The 16,034-nt window shown below is 50.8% G+C and carries 16 protein-coding genes and 1 pseudogene; 10 read left to right on the plus strand and 7 right to left on the minus strand.

The annotated features are described in order from the left end of the window. Positions 1-4 precede the first annotated feature (4 nt). A complete protein-coding gene (ytgA, locus tag D9597_RS23275) occupies positions 5-55 on the minus strand; it encodes a protein YtgA (RefSeq protein ID WP_211180521.1) in 51 nt (16 codons plus the stop codon). A 153-nt stretch (positions 56-208) separates the two neighbouring features. Between ytgA and pepA the strand changes: the two genes are divergently transcribed. From pepA to valS, 3 genes are all read left to right on the plus strand, one after another. Then, positions 209-1,720, plus strand: coding sequence for a leucyl aminopeptidase (gene pepA / locus D9597_RS04575; RefSeq protein WP_000397144.1), 1,512 nt, complete (start codon positions 209-211; stop codon positions 1,718-1,720). Positions 1,721-2,168: 448 nt separating this feature from the next. Next, positions 2,169-2,612: a DNA polymerase III subunit chi gene (holC, locus tag D9597_RS04580; RefSeq protein WP_130221736.1), complete on the plus strand. Its 444-nt coding sequence runs from the start codon at positions 2,169-2,171 to the stop codon at positions 2,610-2,612. Beyond that, positions 2,612-5,467: a valine--tRNA ligase gene (valS, locus tag D9597_RS04585; protein WP_130221737.1), complete on the plus strand. Its 2,856-nt coding sequence runs from the start codon at positions 2,612-2,614 to the stop codon at positions 5,465-5,467. Before holC ends, valS begins: the two co-directional genes overlap by 1 nt. Before the next feature lie 49 nt (positions 5,468-5,516). On the opposite strand, the gene D9597_RS04590 is transcribed toward valS, so the two are convergent. Continuing rightward, a complete protein-coding gene (locus D9597_RS04590; RefSeq protein WP_130221738.1) occupies positions 5,517-6,704 on the minus strand; it encodes a DUF898 family protein in 1,188 nt (395 codons plus the stop codon). A gap of 192 nt (positions 6,705-6,896) precedes the next feature. On the opposite strand from D9597_RS04590, the gene D9597_RS04595 reads away from it, so the two are divergent. Beyond that, positions 6,897-7,400, plus strand: coding sequence for a GNAT family N-acetyltransferase (locus D9597_RS04595; RefSeq protein ID WP_130206082.1), 504 nt, complete (start codon positions 6,897-6,899; stop codon positions 7,398-7,400). A 45-nt stretch (positions 7,401-7,445) separates the two neighbouring features. On the opposite strand, the gene rraB is transcribed toward D9597_RS04595, so the two are convergent. After that, positions 7,446-7,862, minus strand: a complete 417-nt coding sequence (rraB, locus tag D9597_RS04600) for a ribonuclease E inhibitor RraB (protein ID WP_130206080.1) — start codon at positions 7,860-7,862, stop codon at positions 7,446-7,448. 161 nt (positions 7,863-8,023) lie between these two features. Here rraB and argF point away from each other — a divergent pair, with 161 nt between their 5' ends. Then, entirely contained in the window at positions 8,024-9,028 is a 1,005-nt protein-coding gene (gene argF, locus D9597_RS04605; RefSeq protein ID WP_130221739.1) for an ornithine carbamoyltransferase, read from the plus strand. A 46-nt stretch (positions 9,029-9,074) separates the two neighbouring features. Here the strand turns inward: argF and tabA are convergent, their stop codons facing one another. Further along, positions 9,075-9,527: a toxin-antitoxin biofilm protein TabA gene (gene tabA, locus D9597_RS04610; RefSeq protein WP_130216649.1), complete on the minus strand. Its 453-nt coding sequence runs from the start codon at positions 9,525-9,527 to the stop codon at positions 9,075-9,077. A 197-nt stretch (positions 9,528-9,724) separates the two neighbouring features. After that, a pseudogene (locus D9597_RS23280) lies at positions 9,725-9,808 on the minus strand (hypothetical protein); the annotation flags it as partial. Here D9597_RS23280 and pyrL point away from each other — a divergent pair. The 4 genes from pyrL (at position 9,788) to D9597_RS04635 (ending at position 11,794) form a co-directional block, all read left to right on the plus strand. Continuing rightward, positions 9,788-9,922 carry a pyr operon leader peptide gene (gene pyrL / locus D9597_RS04620; protein WP_032341226.1) on the plus strand — a complete coding sequence of 45 codons (135 nt, stop codon included), beginning with the start codon at positions 9,788-9,790 and terminating at the stop codon, positions 9,920-9,922. The pseudogene D9597_RS23280 and the gene pyrL overlap by 21 nt on opposite strands. Positions 9,923-9,925: 3 nt before the next feature. Further along, entirely contained in the window at positions 9,926-10,861 is a 936-nt protein-coding gene (gene pyrB / locus D9597_RS04625) for an aspartate carbamoyltransferase (RefSeq protein ID WP_000013052.1), read from the plus strand. Positions 10,862-10,873: 12 nt separating this feature from the next. Further along, the gene (pyrI, locus tag D9597_RS04630; protein ID WP_097748119.1) at positions 10,874-11,335 is read left to right on the plus strand and encodes an aspartate carbamoyltransferase regulatory subunit; all 462 of its coding nucleotides are present in this window, start codon (positions 10,874-10,876) and stop codon (positions 11,333-11,335) included. 72 nt (positions 11,336-11,407) lie between these two features. Beyond that, positions 11,408-11,794: an enamine/imine deaminase gene (locus D9597_RS04635; protein ID WP_000047542.1), complete on the plus strand. Its 387-nt coding sequence runs from the start codon at positions 11,408-11,410 to the stop codon at positions 11,792-11,794. A gap of 205 nt (positions 11,795-11,999) precedes the next feature. Here D9597_RS04635 and mgtA read toward each other — a convergent pair whose 3' ends face one another. Both mgtA and mgtL read right to left on the minus strand, forming a co-directional pair. Further along, complete coding sequence (mgtA, locus tag D9597_RS04640; RefSeq protein WP_130221741.1) at positions 12,000-14,696, minus strand: magnesium-translocating P-type ATPase; 2,697 nt, start codon at positions 14,694-14,696, stop codon at positions 12,000-12,002. Between the two features lie 142 nt (positions 14,697-14,838). Then, positions 14,839-14,892, minus strand: coding sequence for a mgtA regulatory leader peptide MgtL (gene mgtL, locus D9597_RS04645; protein WP_001387276.1), 54 nt, complete (start codon positions 14,890-14,892; stop codon positions 14,839-14,841). Between the two features lie 156 nt (positions 14,893-15,048). On the opposite strand from mgtL, the gene treR reads away from it, so the two are divergent. Beyond that, complete coding sequence (treR, locus tag D9597_RS04650) at positions 15,049-16,023, plus strand: trehalose operon repressor TreR (protein ID WP_276319998.1); 975 nt, start codon at positions 15,049-15,051, stop codon at positions 16,021-16,023. Positions 16,024-16,034 lie beyond the last annotated feature (11 nt).

Genomic DNA, 16,034 nt, shown 5'->3' on the forward strand with positions numbered 1-16,034 from the left:
AACGTCATTTATTCTCTTGAGTCGTCGAAATCGTCGCTAAGATAATTATACTCAACGGATTCACCTCTCAGATTTTGTTCTGACGTGCCAATGCCGTAATAACGTTAAGATTAACACGAAGTCATCGCAACAGCGGACATGAGTTACGAAAGCTTGCAATTCTATCTGTAGCCACCGCTGTTGTCTTTAAGATTCAGGAGCGTAGTGCATGGAGTTTAGTGTAAAAAGCGGTAGCCCGGAGAAACAGCGGAGTGCCTGCATCGTCGTGGGCGTCTTCGAACCACGTCGCCTTTCTCCGATTGCAGAACAGCTCGATAAAATCAGCGATGGGTACATCAGCGCCCTGCTGCGCCGGGGCGAACTGGAAGGAAAACCGGGGCAGACACTGTTGCTGCACCATGTGCCTAACGTGCTTTCTGAGCGCATCCTTCTTATTGGTTGCGGTAAAGAACGTGAGCTGGATGAGCGCCAGTACAAACAGGTTATTCAGAAAACCATTAATACGCTGAATGATACTGGCTCGATGGAAGCGGTCTGCTTCCTGACCGAGCTGCACGTTAAAGGCCGTAACAACTACTGGAAAGTGCGCCAGGCTGTCGAGACGGCAAAAGAGACGCTCTACAGTTTCGATCAGCTGAAAACGAACAAGAGCGAACCGCGTCGTCCGCTGCGTAAAATGGTGTTCAACGTGCCGACCCGCCGTGAACTGACCAGCGGTGAGCGCGCGATCCAGCACGGTCTGGCGATTGCCGCCGGGATTAAAGCCGCGAAAGATCTCGGCAATATGCCGCCGAATATCTGTAACGCCGCTTACCTCGCTTCACAAGCGCGCCAGCTGGCTGACAGCTACAGCAAGAATGTTATCACCCGCGTTATCGGCGAACAGCAGATGAAAGAGCTGGGGATGCATTCCTATCTGGCGGTCGGTCAGGGTTCGCAAAACGAATCGCTGATGTCGGTGATTGAGTACAAAGGCAACGCGTCGGAAGATGCACGCCCAATCGTGCTGGTGGGTAAAGGTTTAACCTTCGACTCCGGCGGTATCTCCATCAAGCCTTCCGAAGGCATGGATGAGATGAAGTACGATATGTGCGGCGCGGCAGCGGTTTACGGCGTGATGCGGATGGTCGCGGAACTGCAACTGCCGATTAACGTTATCGGCGTGCTGGCAGGCTGCGAAAACATGCCTGGCGGACGTGCCTATCGTCCGGGCGATGTGTTAACCACCATGTCCGGTCAAACCGTAGAAGTGCTGAATACCGACGCCGAAGGCCGCCTGGTACTGTGCGACGTGTTAACTTACGTTGAGCGTTTTGAGCCGGAAGCGGTGATTGACGTGGCGACGCTGACCGGTGCCTGCGTGATCGCGCTGGGTCATCATATTACTGGTCTGATGGCGAACCACAATCCGCTGGCCCATGAACTGATTGCCGCGTCTGAACAATCCGGTGACCGCGCATGGCGTTTACCGCTGGGTGACGAGTATCAGGAACAGCTGGAGTCCAATTTTGCCGATATGGCGAACATTGGCGGTCGTCCTGGTGGGGCAATTACCGCAGGTTGCTTCCTGTCGCGCTTTACCCGCAAGTACAACTGGGCGCACCTGGATATTGCAGGAACCGCCTGGCGTTCTGGTAAAGCAAAAGGCGCAACCGGTCGTCCGGTGGCGTTGCTGGCACAGTTCCTGTTGAATCGCGCCGGGTTTAACGGCGAAGAGTAATTGCATCAGGCAATGCTGTTATTGTCGGATGCGGCGTGACGCCTTATCCGACCTACACAGCCCGAACTCGTAGGCCAGATAAGACGTGGCAGCGTCGCATCAGGCAAAGTTGTTATTGTCGGATGCGGCGTGAACGCCTTATCCGACCTACACAGCACTGAACTCGTAGGCCTGATAAGACGCGGCAGCGTCGCATCAGGCAATGCTGTTATTGTCGGATGCGGCATGAACGCCTTATCCGACCTACACAGCATCGAACTCGTAGGCCTGATAAGACGCGGCAGCGTCGCATCAGGCAATGCTGTTATTGTCGGATGCGGCATGAACGCCTTATCCGACCTACACACAGCACTGAACTTGTAGGCCTGATAAGACGCGCAAGCGTCGCATCAGGCAATGCTGTGTATTACCAGATGCATATTTAAATCCACCACAAGAAGCCCCATATATGAAAAACGCAACGTTCTACCTTCTGGACAATGACACCACCGTCGATGGCTTAAGCGCCGTTGAGCAGCTGGTGTGTGAAATTGCCGCAGAACGTTGGCGCAGCGGTAAGCGCGTGCTCATCGCCTGTGAAGATGAAAAGCAGGCTTACCGGCTGGATGAAGCCCTGTGGGCGCGTCCGGGAGAAAGCTTTGTTCCGCATAATTTAGCGGGAGAAGGACCGCGCGGCGGTGCGCCGGTGGAGATCGCCTGGCCGCAAAAACGTAGCAGCAGCCCGCGCGATATATTGATTAGTCTGCGAACAAGCTTTGCAGATTTTGCCACCGCTTTCACAGAAGTGGTAGACTTCGTCCCTTATGAAGATTCTCTGAAACAACTGGCGCGCGAACGCTATAAAGCCTACCGCGTGGCTGGTTTCAACCTGAATACGGCAACCTGGAAATAATGGAAAAGACATATAACCCACAAGATATCGAACAGCCGCTTTACGAGCACTGGGAAAAGCAGGGCTACTTTAAGCCTAATGGCGATGAAAGCCAGGAAAGTTTCTGCATCATGATCCCGCCGCCGAACGTCACCGGCAGTTTGCATATGGGTCACGCCTTCCAGCAAACCATCATGGATACCATGATCCGCTATCAGCGCATGCAGGGCAAAAACACCCTGTGGCAGGTCGGTACTGACCACGCCGGGATCGCTACCCAGATGGTCGTTGAGCGCAAGATTGCCGCAGAAGAAGGTAAAACCCGTCACGATTACGGCCGCGAAGCTTTCATCGACAAAATCTGGGAATGGAAAGCGGAATCCGGTGGCACCATTACCCGTCAGATGCGCCGTCTCGGCAACTCCGTCGACTGGGAGCGTGAACGCTTCACCATGGACGAAGGCCTGTCCAATGCGGTGAAAGAAGTTTTCGTTCGTCTGTATAAAGAAGACCTGATTTACCGTGGCAAGCGCCTGGTAAACTGGGACCCGAAACTGCGTACCGCTATTTCTGACCTGGAAGTGGAAAACCGCGAATCGAAAGGTTCGATGTGGCACATCCGCTATCCGCTGGCTGACGGCGCGAAAACCGCAGACGGTAAAGATTATCTGGTGGTTGCGACTACCCGTCCGGAAACCCTGCTGGGCGATACCGGCGTAGCCGTTAACCCGGAAGATCCGCGTTACAAAGATCTGATTGGCAAATATGTCATTCTGCCGCTGGTTAACCGTCGTATTCCGATCGTTGGCGACGAACACGCCGACATGGAAAAAGGCACCGGCTGCGTGAAGATCACCCCGGCACACGATTTTAACGACTATGAAGTCGGTAAACGTCACGCCCTGCCGATGATCAACATCCTGACCTTTGACGGCGATATCCGTGAAAGCGCCCAGGTATTCGATACCAAAGGTAACGAATCTGATGTTTATTCCAGCGAGATCCCGGCAGAGTTCCAGAAACTAGAGCGTTTTGCTGCACGTAAAGCCGTCGTTGCTGCGGTTGACGCGCTCGGCCTGCTGGAAGAAATTAAACCGCACGACCTGACCGTTCCTTATGGCGACCGTGGTGGCGTGGTTATCGAACCGATGCTGACCGACCAGTGGTACGTGCGTGCCGATGTACTGGCGAAACCGGCAGTTGAAGCGGTTGAGAATGGCGACATTCAGTTCGTACCGAAGCAGTACGAAAACATGTACTTCTCCTGGATGCGCGATATTCAGGACTGGTGTATCTCTCGTCAGCTGTGGTGGGGTCACCGTATCCCGGCATGGTACGACGAAGCAGGTAACGTTTATGTTGGCCGCAACGAAGAAGAAGTGCGCAAGGAAAATAACCTCGGTGCCGACGTTGCTCTGCGTCAGGACGAAGACGTTCTCGACACCTGGTTCTCTTCTGCGCTGTGGACATTCTCTACCCTTGGCTGGCCGGAAAACACCGACGCCCTGCGTCAGTTCCACCCAACCAGCGTGATGGTATCTGGTTTCGACATCATCTTCTTCTGGATTGCCCGCATGATCATGATGACCATGCACTTCATCAAAGATGAAAATGGCAAACCGCAGGTGCCGTTCCACACCGTTTACATGACCGGTCTGATTCGTGATGACGAAGGCCAGAAGATGTCTAAATCCAAGGGTAACGTTATCGACCCGCTGGATATGGTTGACGGTATTTCGCTGCCAGAACTGCTGGAAAAACGTACCGGCAATATGATGCAGCCGCAGTTGGCGGACAAAATCCGTAAGCGCACCGAGAAGCAGTTCCCGAACGGCATTGAGCCGCACGGTACTGACGCGCTGCGCTTCACCCTGGCGGCGCTGGCTTCTACCGGTCGTGACATCAACTGGGATATGAAGCGTCTGGAAGGTTACCGTAACTTCTGTAACAAGCTGTGGAACGCCAGCCGCTTTGTGCTGATGAACACAGAAGGTCAGGATTGCGGCTTTAACGGCGGTGAAATGACGCTGTCGCTGGCGGATCGCTGGATTCTGGCGGAGTTCAACCAGACCATCAAAGCGTACCGCGAAGCGCTGGACAGCTTCCGCTTCGATATCGCCGCAGGCATTCTGTATGAATTCACCTGGAACCAGTTCTGCGACTGGTATCTGGAGCTGACCAAGCCGGTAATGAACGGTGGCACCGAAGCCGAACTGCGTGGTACTCGCCATACGCTGGTGACCGTGCTGGAAGGTCTGCTGCGCCTCGCGCATCCGATCATTCCGTTCATCACCGAAACCATCTGGCAGCGTGTGAAAGTACTTTGCGGCATCACTGCCGACACCATCATGCTGCAGCCGTTCCCGCAGTACGATGCGTCTCAGGTCGATGAAGCCGCACTGGCCGACACCGAGTGGCTGAAGCAGGCGATCGTTGCGGTACGTAACATCCGTGCAGAAATGAACATCGCGCCGGGCAAACCGCTGGAGCTGCTGCTGCGTGGTTGCAGCGCGGATGCAGAACGTCGCGTAAATGAAAACCGTGGCTTCCTGCAAACGCTGGCGCGTCTGGAAAGTATCACCGTGCTGCCTGCCGATGACAAAGGTCCGGTGTCCGTTACTAAGATCGTCGACGGTGCAGAGCTGCTGATCCCGATGGCTGGCCTCATTAACAAAGAAGATGAGCTGGCGCGTCTGGCGAAAGAAGTGGCGAAGATTGAAGGTGAAATCAGCCGCATCGAGAATAAGCTGGCGAACGAAGGCTTTGTAGCGCGCGCACCGGAAGCGGTCATCGCGAAAGAGCGTGAGAAGCTGGAAGGTTATGCGGAAGCGAAAGCGAAGCTGATTGAACAGCAGGCAGTTATCGCCGCGCTGTAATCAACACAGTGAAGAAAACGAAGGCCGGAGCATGCTCCGGCCTTTTTATTTAGATAAACGGAACATACGGCATAATACCGCGAGATATCCACATTAACGGACCGCTATCCTGCGGTTTGTCATCATTGGTTAACTCCAGCGAATCAAGGTCGCCCTGGACATGGGTATTGTTAGCAATCCAGCTAACCATCCACATTTTCAGCCAGGGATAAGCCAGACCACAGGTAATTGAGGACCCTATTAATACCGCCAACATGCGCAAAAGCATACCGATCGCGGTAACAGATGAATGAAAACGAATAGTGCCATTTGCCAGCGTCAGGTTATTCAAAAACAGATTGCGTAACGTGACATAGAGATAACTGGCAAAAACAAGAATCGCGACAAAATACAGGAAATAAGAAGCCGTAATCTGCGGGTAATATTGCAATACTAGCTCACTGCCCGCATCAGACCTACCCAACATGGTCATCATCATTAACTGCTGAAATACTGGCGCAATCATAATACCAATCACAATGATGAAAGGAACCATGGTTAATATTGCGAGCATACAACCTTTAATGCATTCTTTTACGTTGACCTTAATGGAAAATTGATGGACACCAAAAGTCGCGTTATTACCCAGTAATGGCATCCACTTGCTATAGGTAATACCGTTGATAACACCCAGTCCGATGACGGAAAGCAAACTTAAGACCACTAAGTTAAAGAATAACCCACCTATCGATGTCGTCACTTGCGCAATAAGGTACAGTACGAGCCAAAAAGCTAATGCCAACAGAACAGGCAGACCTAACATAACCCACCATGCACGGAGCATTGAGCAGTTAAAGCCAAAGCGAATACCATTCAGCGAGGTCATGTTCGCCTGATACTGCAGACTCTTCACTGCCATGCAAGGAATACCGCAGATCAAGAGAGCAAACAGGAGAAAAGCAAGAACAAAGTGTTGGCCTGCAAAACAAGAAATACTGAAAAAATAAACGATCATAATAAGCAACATGCTAACAAAAATGGCACCACCTGTTCCCTTATAACTAAATGGTTGCCCCTTGAGTGTAACATGCTGATAAATATAACGACGGCATTTCACTAATGCCCACGGCCCATATATTCCCAGAGTAATAATTGTCAGTAAAAAATTCACAAGACAAATAAGAAAATACTCACCACCCTTGCCTGTAAAAACAAATGCGTGACGAGGATTATCTTTCCCGACGTTTACACCATTCATGAACTATATCCCTAAAATAAATTCCATTCATATAGATAATAATTCCAGTCAATTGATACTGGACCATCTAGAATACGCTTTATCTAAACGATATATGCTTAATATTTTCTGATTTATCTTCTTCTTGCACCACCAAAGCGAGGGTGGTATTAAAGGGAGCTATAAATCATACATTTGAAATTGAGCTATGCTATGAATGTTGTCGTTTCCCCCGCGCTCCGTTTGCGCAAACTTACCGCCGCCGATAATCCCGCCATCGCCAGCGTCATCCGCCAGGTGTCCGCAGAGTACGGTCTTACCGCTGATAAAGGCTATACCGTCGCCGATCCCAATCTCGACGAATTGTATCAAGTGTATAGTCAGCCCGGTCATGCCTATTGGGTAGTTGAGCACAATGGCGAAGTGGTGGGCGGCGGCGGGATTGCGCCATTAGCAGGTAGTGAATCGGACATTTGCGAACTGCAGAAAATGTATTTTCTTCCTGCTATTCGCGGCAAAGGGCTGGCGAAAAAACTGGCCTTAATGGCGATGGAGCAGGCACGAGAAATGGGCTTCAAACGCTGCTATCTGGAAACGACTGCTTTTTTGAAAGAAGCGATTGGTTTGTATGAACATTTAGGTTTTCAACATATCGACTATGCACTTGGCTGCACGGGCCATGTTGATTGTGAAGTGCGGATGTTGCGCGAACTCTAAAAAAATGCCCGCTAGTGTGTGCTATCGGGCATTTTAATCAATTAATTAATGGCGAACACCGTCATCGTCTTCGTCGACATAATCTTCATCGTCGCCATCTTCGCCGTTAGGATCTTCAAAATAAGTCCCCCAACCGTCGTATTCAACGTCGAATTTCTCTGCCAGGTTCATCAATTGCTCAACCTGGGCATCGATCAGATCGGCATTCAACGCGCATTCGCTGACGATGTCACAGCAAATTACGATATCCCCATCTTCCACTTCCAGCTCTTCCGGATCGGTCACTTCGTAACCGAGTTTAAACGCTTCAACCGCTGCTTTTTCCAGGGTTTCCAGATCGTCTGCGGAAAGGTGATGTTCGATGGTGTACAGCGCGTCCGGATCGCTGCCATCTTCCAGTAATTCTTCAATAATCAAACGTGTTTCTTCACGCTGTTCTTCGAGTTGTTCCGGGTTTGCCATGACTTATTCCTCTTAATGTCCTGCTGATACTCTTATTGTCACACACCACTGACATTGCCTCCACCTTTGTGACAAAGTTTTATGCTTTAGGCTTGCAAATGAATATTCATACATATAAATTGAATTTTAATTCATTATGGCGTAAGCCACAGGAGGGATCTATGTCCGGGTTTTATCATAAGCATTTCCTGAAATTACTTGATTTCACGCCAGCTGAACTCAACACCTTGCTCCAGCTAGCCGCTAAACTAAAAGCAGATAAAAAAAGCGGTAAAGAAGAAGCCAGACTTACTGGTAAAAACATCGCGCTCATCTTCGAAAAAGACTCAACCCGTACCCGATGCTCTTTCGAAGTTGCCGCATATGACCAGGGCGCTCGCGTCACTTATCTCGGCCCAAGCGGCAGCCAGATTGGTCATAAAGAGTCAATTAAAGATACCGCCCGCGTGCTTGGCCGCATGTATGACGGTATTCAGTATCGCGGCTATGGTCAGGAGATTGTCGAAACACTGGCGGAATACGCTGGCGTCCCGGTATGGAATGGGCTGACCAATGAGTTCCACCCCACGCAACTGCTGGCAGATCTACTGACCATGCAAGAACATTTACCGGGTAAAGCGTTTAATGAGATGACGCTGGTCTACGCCGGAGATGCCCGCAATAACATGGGCAATTCGATGCTCGAAGCTGCGGCGCTTACTGGTCTGGATTTGCGTCTGGTCGCGCCACAGGCATGCTGGCCGGAAGCTGCGCTGGTTACGGAATGCCGCGCCCTGGCACAACAAAATGGCGGGAATATTACCCTGACAGAAGATGTCGCGACTGGCGTTAAAGGTGCTGACTTTATCTATACCGATGTATGGGTGTCGATGGGTGAAGCAAAAGAGAAATGGGCTGAACGGATTGCATTGCTGCGTGATTATCAGGTGAATAGCAAGATGATGCAGTTAACTGATAATCCAGAGGTCAAATTCCTCCACTGCCTGCCCGCGTTTCATGATGACCAAACAACGCTTGGCAAAAAGATGGCTGAAGAATTTGGCCTACATGGTGGGATGGAAGTAACGGACGAGGTTTTCGAATCTCCTGCCAGCATTGTTTTTGATCAGGCGGAAAACCGTATGCATACTATCAAAGCGGTAATGGTCGCTACGCTTGCCAAATAATTTCAGTACCGGAGGCGGCTTCACGTCGCCACCGGCAGGTACTCGCTTAAGCCATCAGCATCTTAACAACCGCTTTGCGAACCTGAGCAGGCTCACCCACTGCGCACAGCGGTTTGTGCACTTCACCCGGATAAAACACAACAAAATCGCCTTCATTAAGGATAACTGTTTTCTCTTCAATACCTTCAGGCAAAAAGGCGATGTCTTTATCAGCTAACCAGTCAGTATCCGGCGTACCCGCAGGCTGTGTGCTAAAAGTCATTCCTTCCTGCCCTTTTAACACAATCTGGATGTCGAGATAGCGGGCATGATACTCCGCGCGACGCGCTTCATACGGCTCAGTCATATCTTCAGAGATAAGATAAAACAGACGGTTGCCTTCGATATCATGCTTACCTTTTGGCGTTTCTGCCGTAACGTGCATTTTGATATGTTCAATGGCCTGGCGTAACTCTTCTGGCAACCACGGCTGGAGATTATGAATATTTCCGATGATCATCTTTTTCATTCCTCAATTAAAACAATGTTTCATTTCTCTCGTTATACGTAATTCCTTACTGCCATACCAGCATTTTTTGCTGTCCGATTGCGCCAAAGCATGTTTTTCTGCCCGTTTGCCACAAAAACAAATGTTGTTAAAAACTCAATTTTAAAGCATATAAATTCACTACAATCGTTTACCTGAGTAATTTTTTGCATTAATCGCTTGATCCCACTTTCTGGCTGAGTATAATGCCGGACAATTTGCCGGGAGGATGTATGGTTCAGTGTGTTCGACATTTTGTCTTACCGCGTCTGAAAAAAGACGCTGGCCTGCCGTTTTTCTTCCCGTTGTTCACCTATTCCCAGCCCCTCAATCGAGGGGCTTTTTTTTGCCCAGGCGTCAGGAGATAAAAGATGGCTAATCCGCTATATCAAAAACATATCATTTCCATAAACGACCTTAGTCGCGATGACCTTAATCTGGTGCTGGCGACAGCGGCGAAACTGAAAGCGAACCCGCAACCAGAGCTGTTGAAACATAAAGTGATTGCCAGTTGCTTCTTCGAAGCATCAACCCGCACCCGCCTCTCTTTCGAAACCTCGATGCACCGCCTGGGCGCTAGCGTGGTGGGATTCTCTGACAGCGCAAACACCTCACTGGGAAAAAAAGGGGAAACGCTGGCTGATACCATCTCGGTTATCAGCACTTACGTCGATGCGATTGTGATGCGCCATCCACAGGAAGGTGCAGCACGCCTGGCCACCGAATTTTCCGGCAATGTACCGGTACTGAATGCCGGGGATGGCTCCAACCAACATCCGACGCAAACCTTGCTGGATCTGTTCACCATTCAGGAAACTCAGGGACGTCTCGACAATCTTCGCGTCGCAATGGTCGGCGACCTGAAATATGGTCGCACCGTTCACTCCCTGACCCAGGCGCTGGCGAAGTTCGACGGCAACCGTTTTTACTTCATCGCCCCGGATGCGCTGGCAATGCCGCAGTACATTCTGGATATGCTCGATGAAAAAGGTATCGCCTGGAGTCTGCATAGTTCCATTGAAGAAGTGATGGCGGAAGTGGACATTCTGTATATGACTCGCGTGCAAAAAGAGCGTCTGGACCCGTCCGAATACGCCAACGTAAAAGCGCAGTTTGTCCTGCGCGCCAGCGATCTCCACAACGCCAAAGCCAATATGAAAGTGCTGCATCCGCTGCCGCGTATTGATGAAATTGCGACGGATGTCGATAAAACGCCGCACGCCTGGTACTTCCAGCAAGCAGGCAATGGGATTTTCGCTCGCCAGGCGTTACTGGCACTGGTTCTGAATCGCGATCTGGTACTGTAAGGGGAAATAGAGATGACACACGATAATAAATTGCAGGTTGAAGCTATTAAACGCGGCACGGTAATTGACCATATCCCCGCCCAGATCGGTTTTAAGCTATTGAGCTTGTTCAAGTTAACCGAAACCGATCAGCGCATCACCATCGGTCTGAACCTACCTTCCGGCGAGATGGGCCGCAAGGATCTGATCAAAATCGAAAATACCTTTTTAAATGAAGATCAAGTAGACCAACTGGCACTGTATGCGCCGCAGGCCACGGTAAACCGTATCGACAACTATGAAGTGGTCGGCAAATCACGCCCCAGCCTGCCGGAACGTATTGATAATGTGCTGGTCTGCCCGAACAGCAACTGTATCAGCCATGCAGAACCGGTTTCTTCCAGCTTTGCCGTGAGAAAACGCGCCAATGATATTGCGCTCAAATGCAAATATTGTGAAAAAGAGTTTTCGCATAATGTGGTGCTGGCCAATTAATTGCGGTTGGTAATAAATGTCAGGCTCCCTATAATGAGCCAGACTTTTTACCGCTGTAATAAAGGAGAAATCATGAGCAAAACTATCGCGACGGAAAATGCACCCGCAGCTATCGGTCCGTATGTTCAGGGCGTTGATCTGGGCAGTATGATCATCACTTCCGGTCAGATCCCGGTAAACCCGAAAACTGGCGAAGTACCGGCAGATGTCGCTGCACAGGCGCGTCAGTCGCTGGATAACGTAAAAGCGATCGTGGAAGCGGCAGGTCTGAAAGTGGGCGATATCGTTAAAACCACCGTGTTTGTGAAAGATTTGAACGATTTCGCAACCGTAAACGCCACTTACGAAGCGTTCTTCACCGAACACAACGCCACCTTCCCGGCACGTTCTTGCGTTGAAGTTGCCCGTCTGCCGAAAGACGTAAAGATTGAGATCGAAGCGATCGCTGTTCGTCGCTAATCTTGAGGGAAATCCGGGCTATCATGCCCGGATTAAGTCTGATGACAAAAGCAAAATCGCCTGATGCGCTACGCTTATCAGGCCTACGTGATTCCTGCAATTTATTGAATTTGTAGGCCGGATAAGGCGTTTACGCCGCATCCGGCATGAACAAAGCTCACTTTGTCTGCAATCTGAATCCGGGCCACCATGCCCAGTTAATTCTTTACTGCCAGCCGTAACGACGACTATAAATCCCTTTAACCAACTGCGTTAACACCATATACCCTGCCAGAATCGCAATCAGCCACGGGAAGTAACTTAACGGCAGTGCCTGCAGTTGCAGATAACCCGCCAGCGGCGAAAACGGCAACGCGATCCCCACGACTATCACGATCGCGGTCATCGCCATTAATGGCCACGACGCACAACTCTGAATAAACGGCACACGGCGGGTGCGGATCATATGCACAACCAGCGTTTGCGACAGTAATCCCACCACAAACCAGCCCGACTGGAACAGCGTTTGCGTTTCCGGCGTATTCGCATGGAATACCCACCACATCAGGCAAAACGTCAGAATATCGAAGATCGAGCTGATCGGTCCGAAGAAGATCATAAAGCGGCCAAGATCCGCCGGATTCCAACGCTGCGGCTTTTGAATTTGCTCGTCGTCAACGTTATCAAACGGGATCGCCACCTGTGACACATCGTACAGCAGGTTTTGAATAAGCAAGTGTAACGGCAACATCGGCAGGAAGGGCAAGAAAGCACTCGCCACCAGCACGCTGAACACATTACCGAAGTTAGAACTTGCCGTCATTTTGATGTATTTCAGCATGTTGGCAAAAGTTCGGCGTCCCTCAATAACCCCCTCTTCCAGTACCATCAGGCTTTTTTCCAGCAGAATGATATCAGCCGCTTCACGGGCAATATCTACCGCCCCGTCTACAGAAATGCCGATATCCGCAGCGCGTAAGGCGGGCGCATCATTAATACCATCGCCCATAAAGCCAACCACATGCCCTTCGCGCTTCAGCAACGTTACGATGCGTTCTTTATGCATCGGCGTCAGACGAGCAAACAGCGTGGTGCGCTGTGCGAGATTTGCCAGTTCGTCGTCAGATAGCGTTTCAATATCACTACCAATGACCACCTCTCCCGCGTCCAGCCCCACTTCATGGCACACTTTCGCTGCAACTAACTCACTGTCGCCAGTAAGGATTTTTACGGTAATTCCACTCGCTTTTAATGCCTTCAGTGCCGGAGCGGTTGTCTCTTTTGGCGGATCAAGGAAAGCAATATATCCTTCGAGGATCAGGTCGGATTCATCCGCCCGCTGGTAATCTCCTTCACGCGCTGGCAGGTATTTCGTCGCCACCGCAACCACGCGCAGCCCCTGACGATTCAGCGTATCAGTAACCCGCTTAATCTTACGCAGCATGGTGTCATCGAGCGGTACAATCTCGCCATTGTGACGCACTTGCGAACACACATTGAGGATTTCCTGCAATGCGCCTTTGCAAACCAACTGATGGTGTTCGGTATTTTCTGCCACAACCACCGACATCCGACGACGCTCGAAATCAAACGGAATCTCATCAATTTTTTGCCAACGGCTGGCCAGCGAGCGCGCTGACTCTTCATCCGTACCTTCGAGCACCGCTGTATCAAGCAGGTTTTTAAGCCCGGTCTGGTAATGACTGTTCAACCACGCGCTATGCAGCACGCGTTCGCTAGTTTTACCGGAGATATCGGTATGATTCTCCAGCACAATTTTATCCTGTGTCAGGGTGCCGGTTTTATCAGTGCACAGAATATCCATTGCGCCAAAGTTCTGAATGGCATCCAGATGTTTGACGATCACTTTCTGTTTCGACAACTTGACTGCGCCACGCGCCAGCGTCGAGGTAACAATCATCGGCAACATTTCTGGCGTTAAGCCTACCGCGACCGAAAGCGCAAACAGTGCAGCTTCCCACCAGTCGCCTTTAGTGTAACCATTGATAAGCAACACCACCGGAGCCATCACCAGCATAAAGCGAATCAGCAGCATACTGACGCGGCTAATCCCTTGCTGAAAGGCATTCGGCTCGCTTTCCTGCTCACTAACACGACCCGCCAGTTGACCAAACCAGGTATTGGCACCTGTGGCAATCACCATTGCTTGTGCCGTGCCGCTCACCACGGTGGTGCCCATAAAACACAGGGTGTCGCACTCCAGCGGATTGCTGTGCTCCGGCTGGCGAGTGGTAGCGGCTTTTTCCACGGGCAGAGACTCACCGGTTAACGACGCCTGAGCGACAAACAGATCCCGCGCCTGCAAGATACGTAAATCTGCCGGGATCATATCCCCCGCCGCCAGTTTAATAATATCGCCAGGCGCCAGCTGGTCGATCGGGATCTCCAGCCAGCCATTTTCGCCTTTGTCGTTAATTACGCGCAGCACCGTCGCAGTATTACTGACCATCGCTTTCAGGGCATCTGCTGCTTTGGTGGAGCGCGCTTCCTGAATAAAGTTCAGCAACGTAGAAATAGCGACCATTAACGCAATAACGCCCGCGGCAAATAAATCTTCCGTGGCGTAAGAAATGCCGCCGAGGATCGTGAGCAAAATATTAAAGGGGTTGCGATAACAGACCCACAAATGTACCCACCACGGCGACGGTTGTTGCGCGGGTAGTTTATTTTCACCGTGTTGTTCGCGGGCTAATTCCACTTCCGCCTGATTTAACCCTTCTGGATGCGTGCCGAAGGTTTTCCATAATTCCTTTTCTGGCATCACCGCCATTTTCAGGCAATGCGCGCTTAAGGAAGGCGGGATCGGAATATTCGTTGTCTGTTGCGCGCCAGGCAACGGATCGCGATGGACCAGACGAGAAGGTAAATGGCGAATGAGCCGGGTAAAAATTTCTTTAAACATAGGAAGTCCCTCCGCACCCTGTAAGCATGGTGCAGAAAATATCTTCAGGCGTCGCAAAGCCTTACCTGAAGGTAATAAACATGAGCTGGGACGTTAAAACGTCACGGCCTTACACATCCGGTAATGCCGTGAAAAGACAGGCTTACCGGAAAAGTTTTAATCTCCGTCGAGGGAGAGGCGTGGGATCAGGTTCCATAAAACCTCCGGTAAGTGAAAAAAGCGCCGCAAATAATAAGGAGAATCCAATAATATTCGTAGCATTTATGCCGATATAATATCTGCAAGCAACTAAACCAACGATAAACCAGACTTTACCCATTGCTGAATGCGTGGGTGAAGTTAGGCTCAAATAATTAAACGCAAATTACGGGACAACAGGATGCAAAATCGGCTGACCATCAAAGACATTGCTCGTTTAAGCGGCGTGGGAAAATCCACGGTTTCCCGAGTGCTGAATAACGAAAGTGGCGTGAGTCAGCACACGCGCGAGCGCGTGGAAGCAGTGATGAATCAGCATAGATTTTCCCCTTCCCGCTCCGCACGTGCTATGCGTGGGCAAAGCGATAAAGTAGTTGCTATTATCGTCACCCGTCTGGATTCGTTATCAGAAAATCTCGCCGTTCAGACGATGCTGCCGGCATTCTATGAACAGGGTTACGATCCGATCATGATGGAAAGCCAGTTTTCGCCACAGCTGGTTACTGAACATTTAGGCGTTCTGAAACGTCGCAATATTGACGGAGTGGTGCTGTTCGGTTTTACCGGCATAACGGAAGAAATGTTAGCTCACTGGCAATCATCTCTGGTACTGCTGGCGCATGACGCAAAAGGTTTTGCTTCGGTCTGTTATGACGACGAAGGGGCGATTAAGATTCTGATGCAATGCCTCTACGATCGGGGGCATCGCAATATTAGTTATCTTGGCGTACCGCACAGCGACATTACCACTGGTAAGCGGCGTCATGAGGCTTATCTGGCATTCTGCAAAGCACATAAACTACATCCCGTCGCCGCCCTGCCCGGCCTGGCCATGAAGCAAGGTTACGAGAACGTGGCAAAAGTGATTACGCCAGAAACCACTGCGTTGCTGTGCGCAACCGACACGCTGGCGCTCGGGGCATGTAAGTACCTGCAAGAGCAACACATCGACACCCTGCAACTGGCGAGCGTTGGTAATACGCCGTTAATGAAGTTTCTCCATCCGGAGATCGTCACCGTTGATCCAGGCTACGCCGAAGCCGGACGTCAGGCTGCCAGCCAGTTGATCGACCAGGTAACCGGACGCAGCGAACCTCAACAAATCGTCATCCCAGCAGCCCTTTCCTGAGAGTTACCTTC

Origin of the sequence: Escherichia sp. E13S3 (assembly GCF_004212325.1) — a bacterium.
Taxonomy (GTDB): domain Bacteria; phylum Pseudomonadota; class Gammaproteobacteria; order Enterobacterales; family Enterobacteriaceae; genus Escherichia.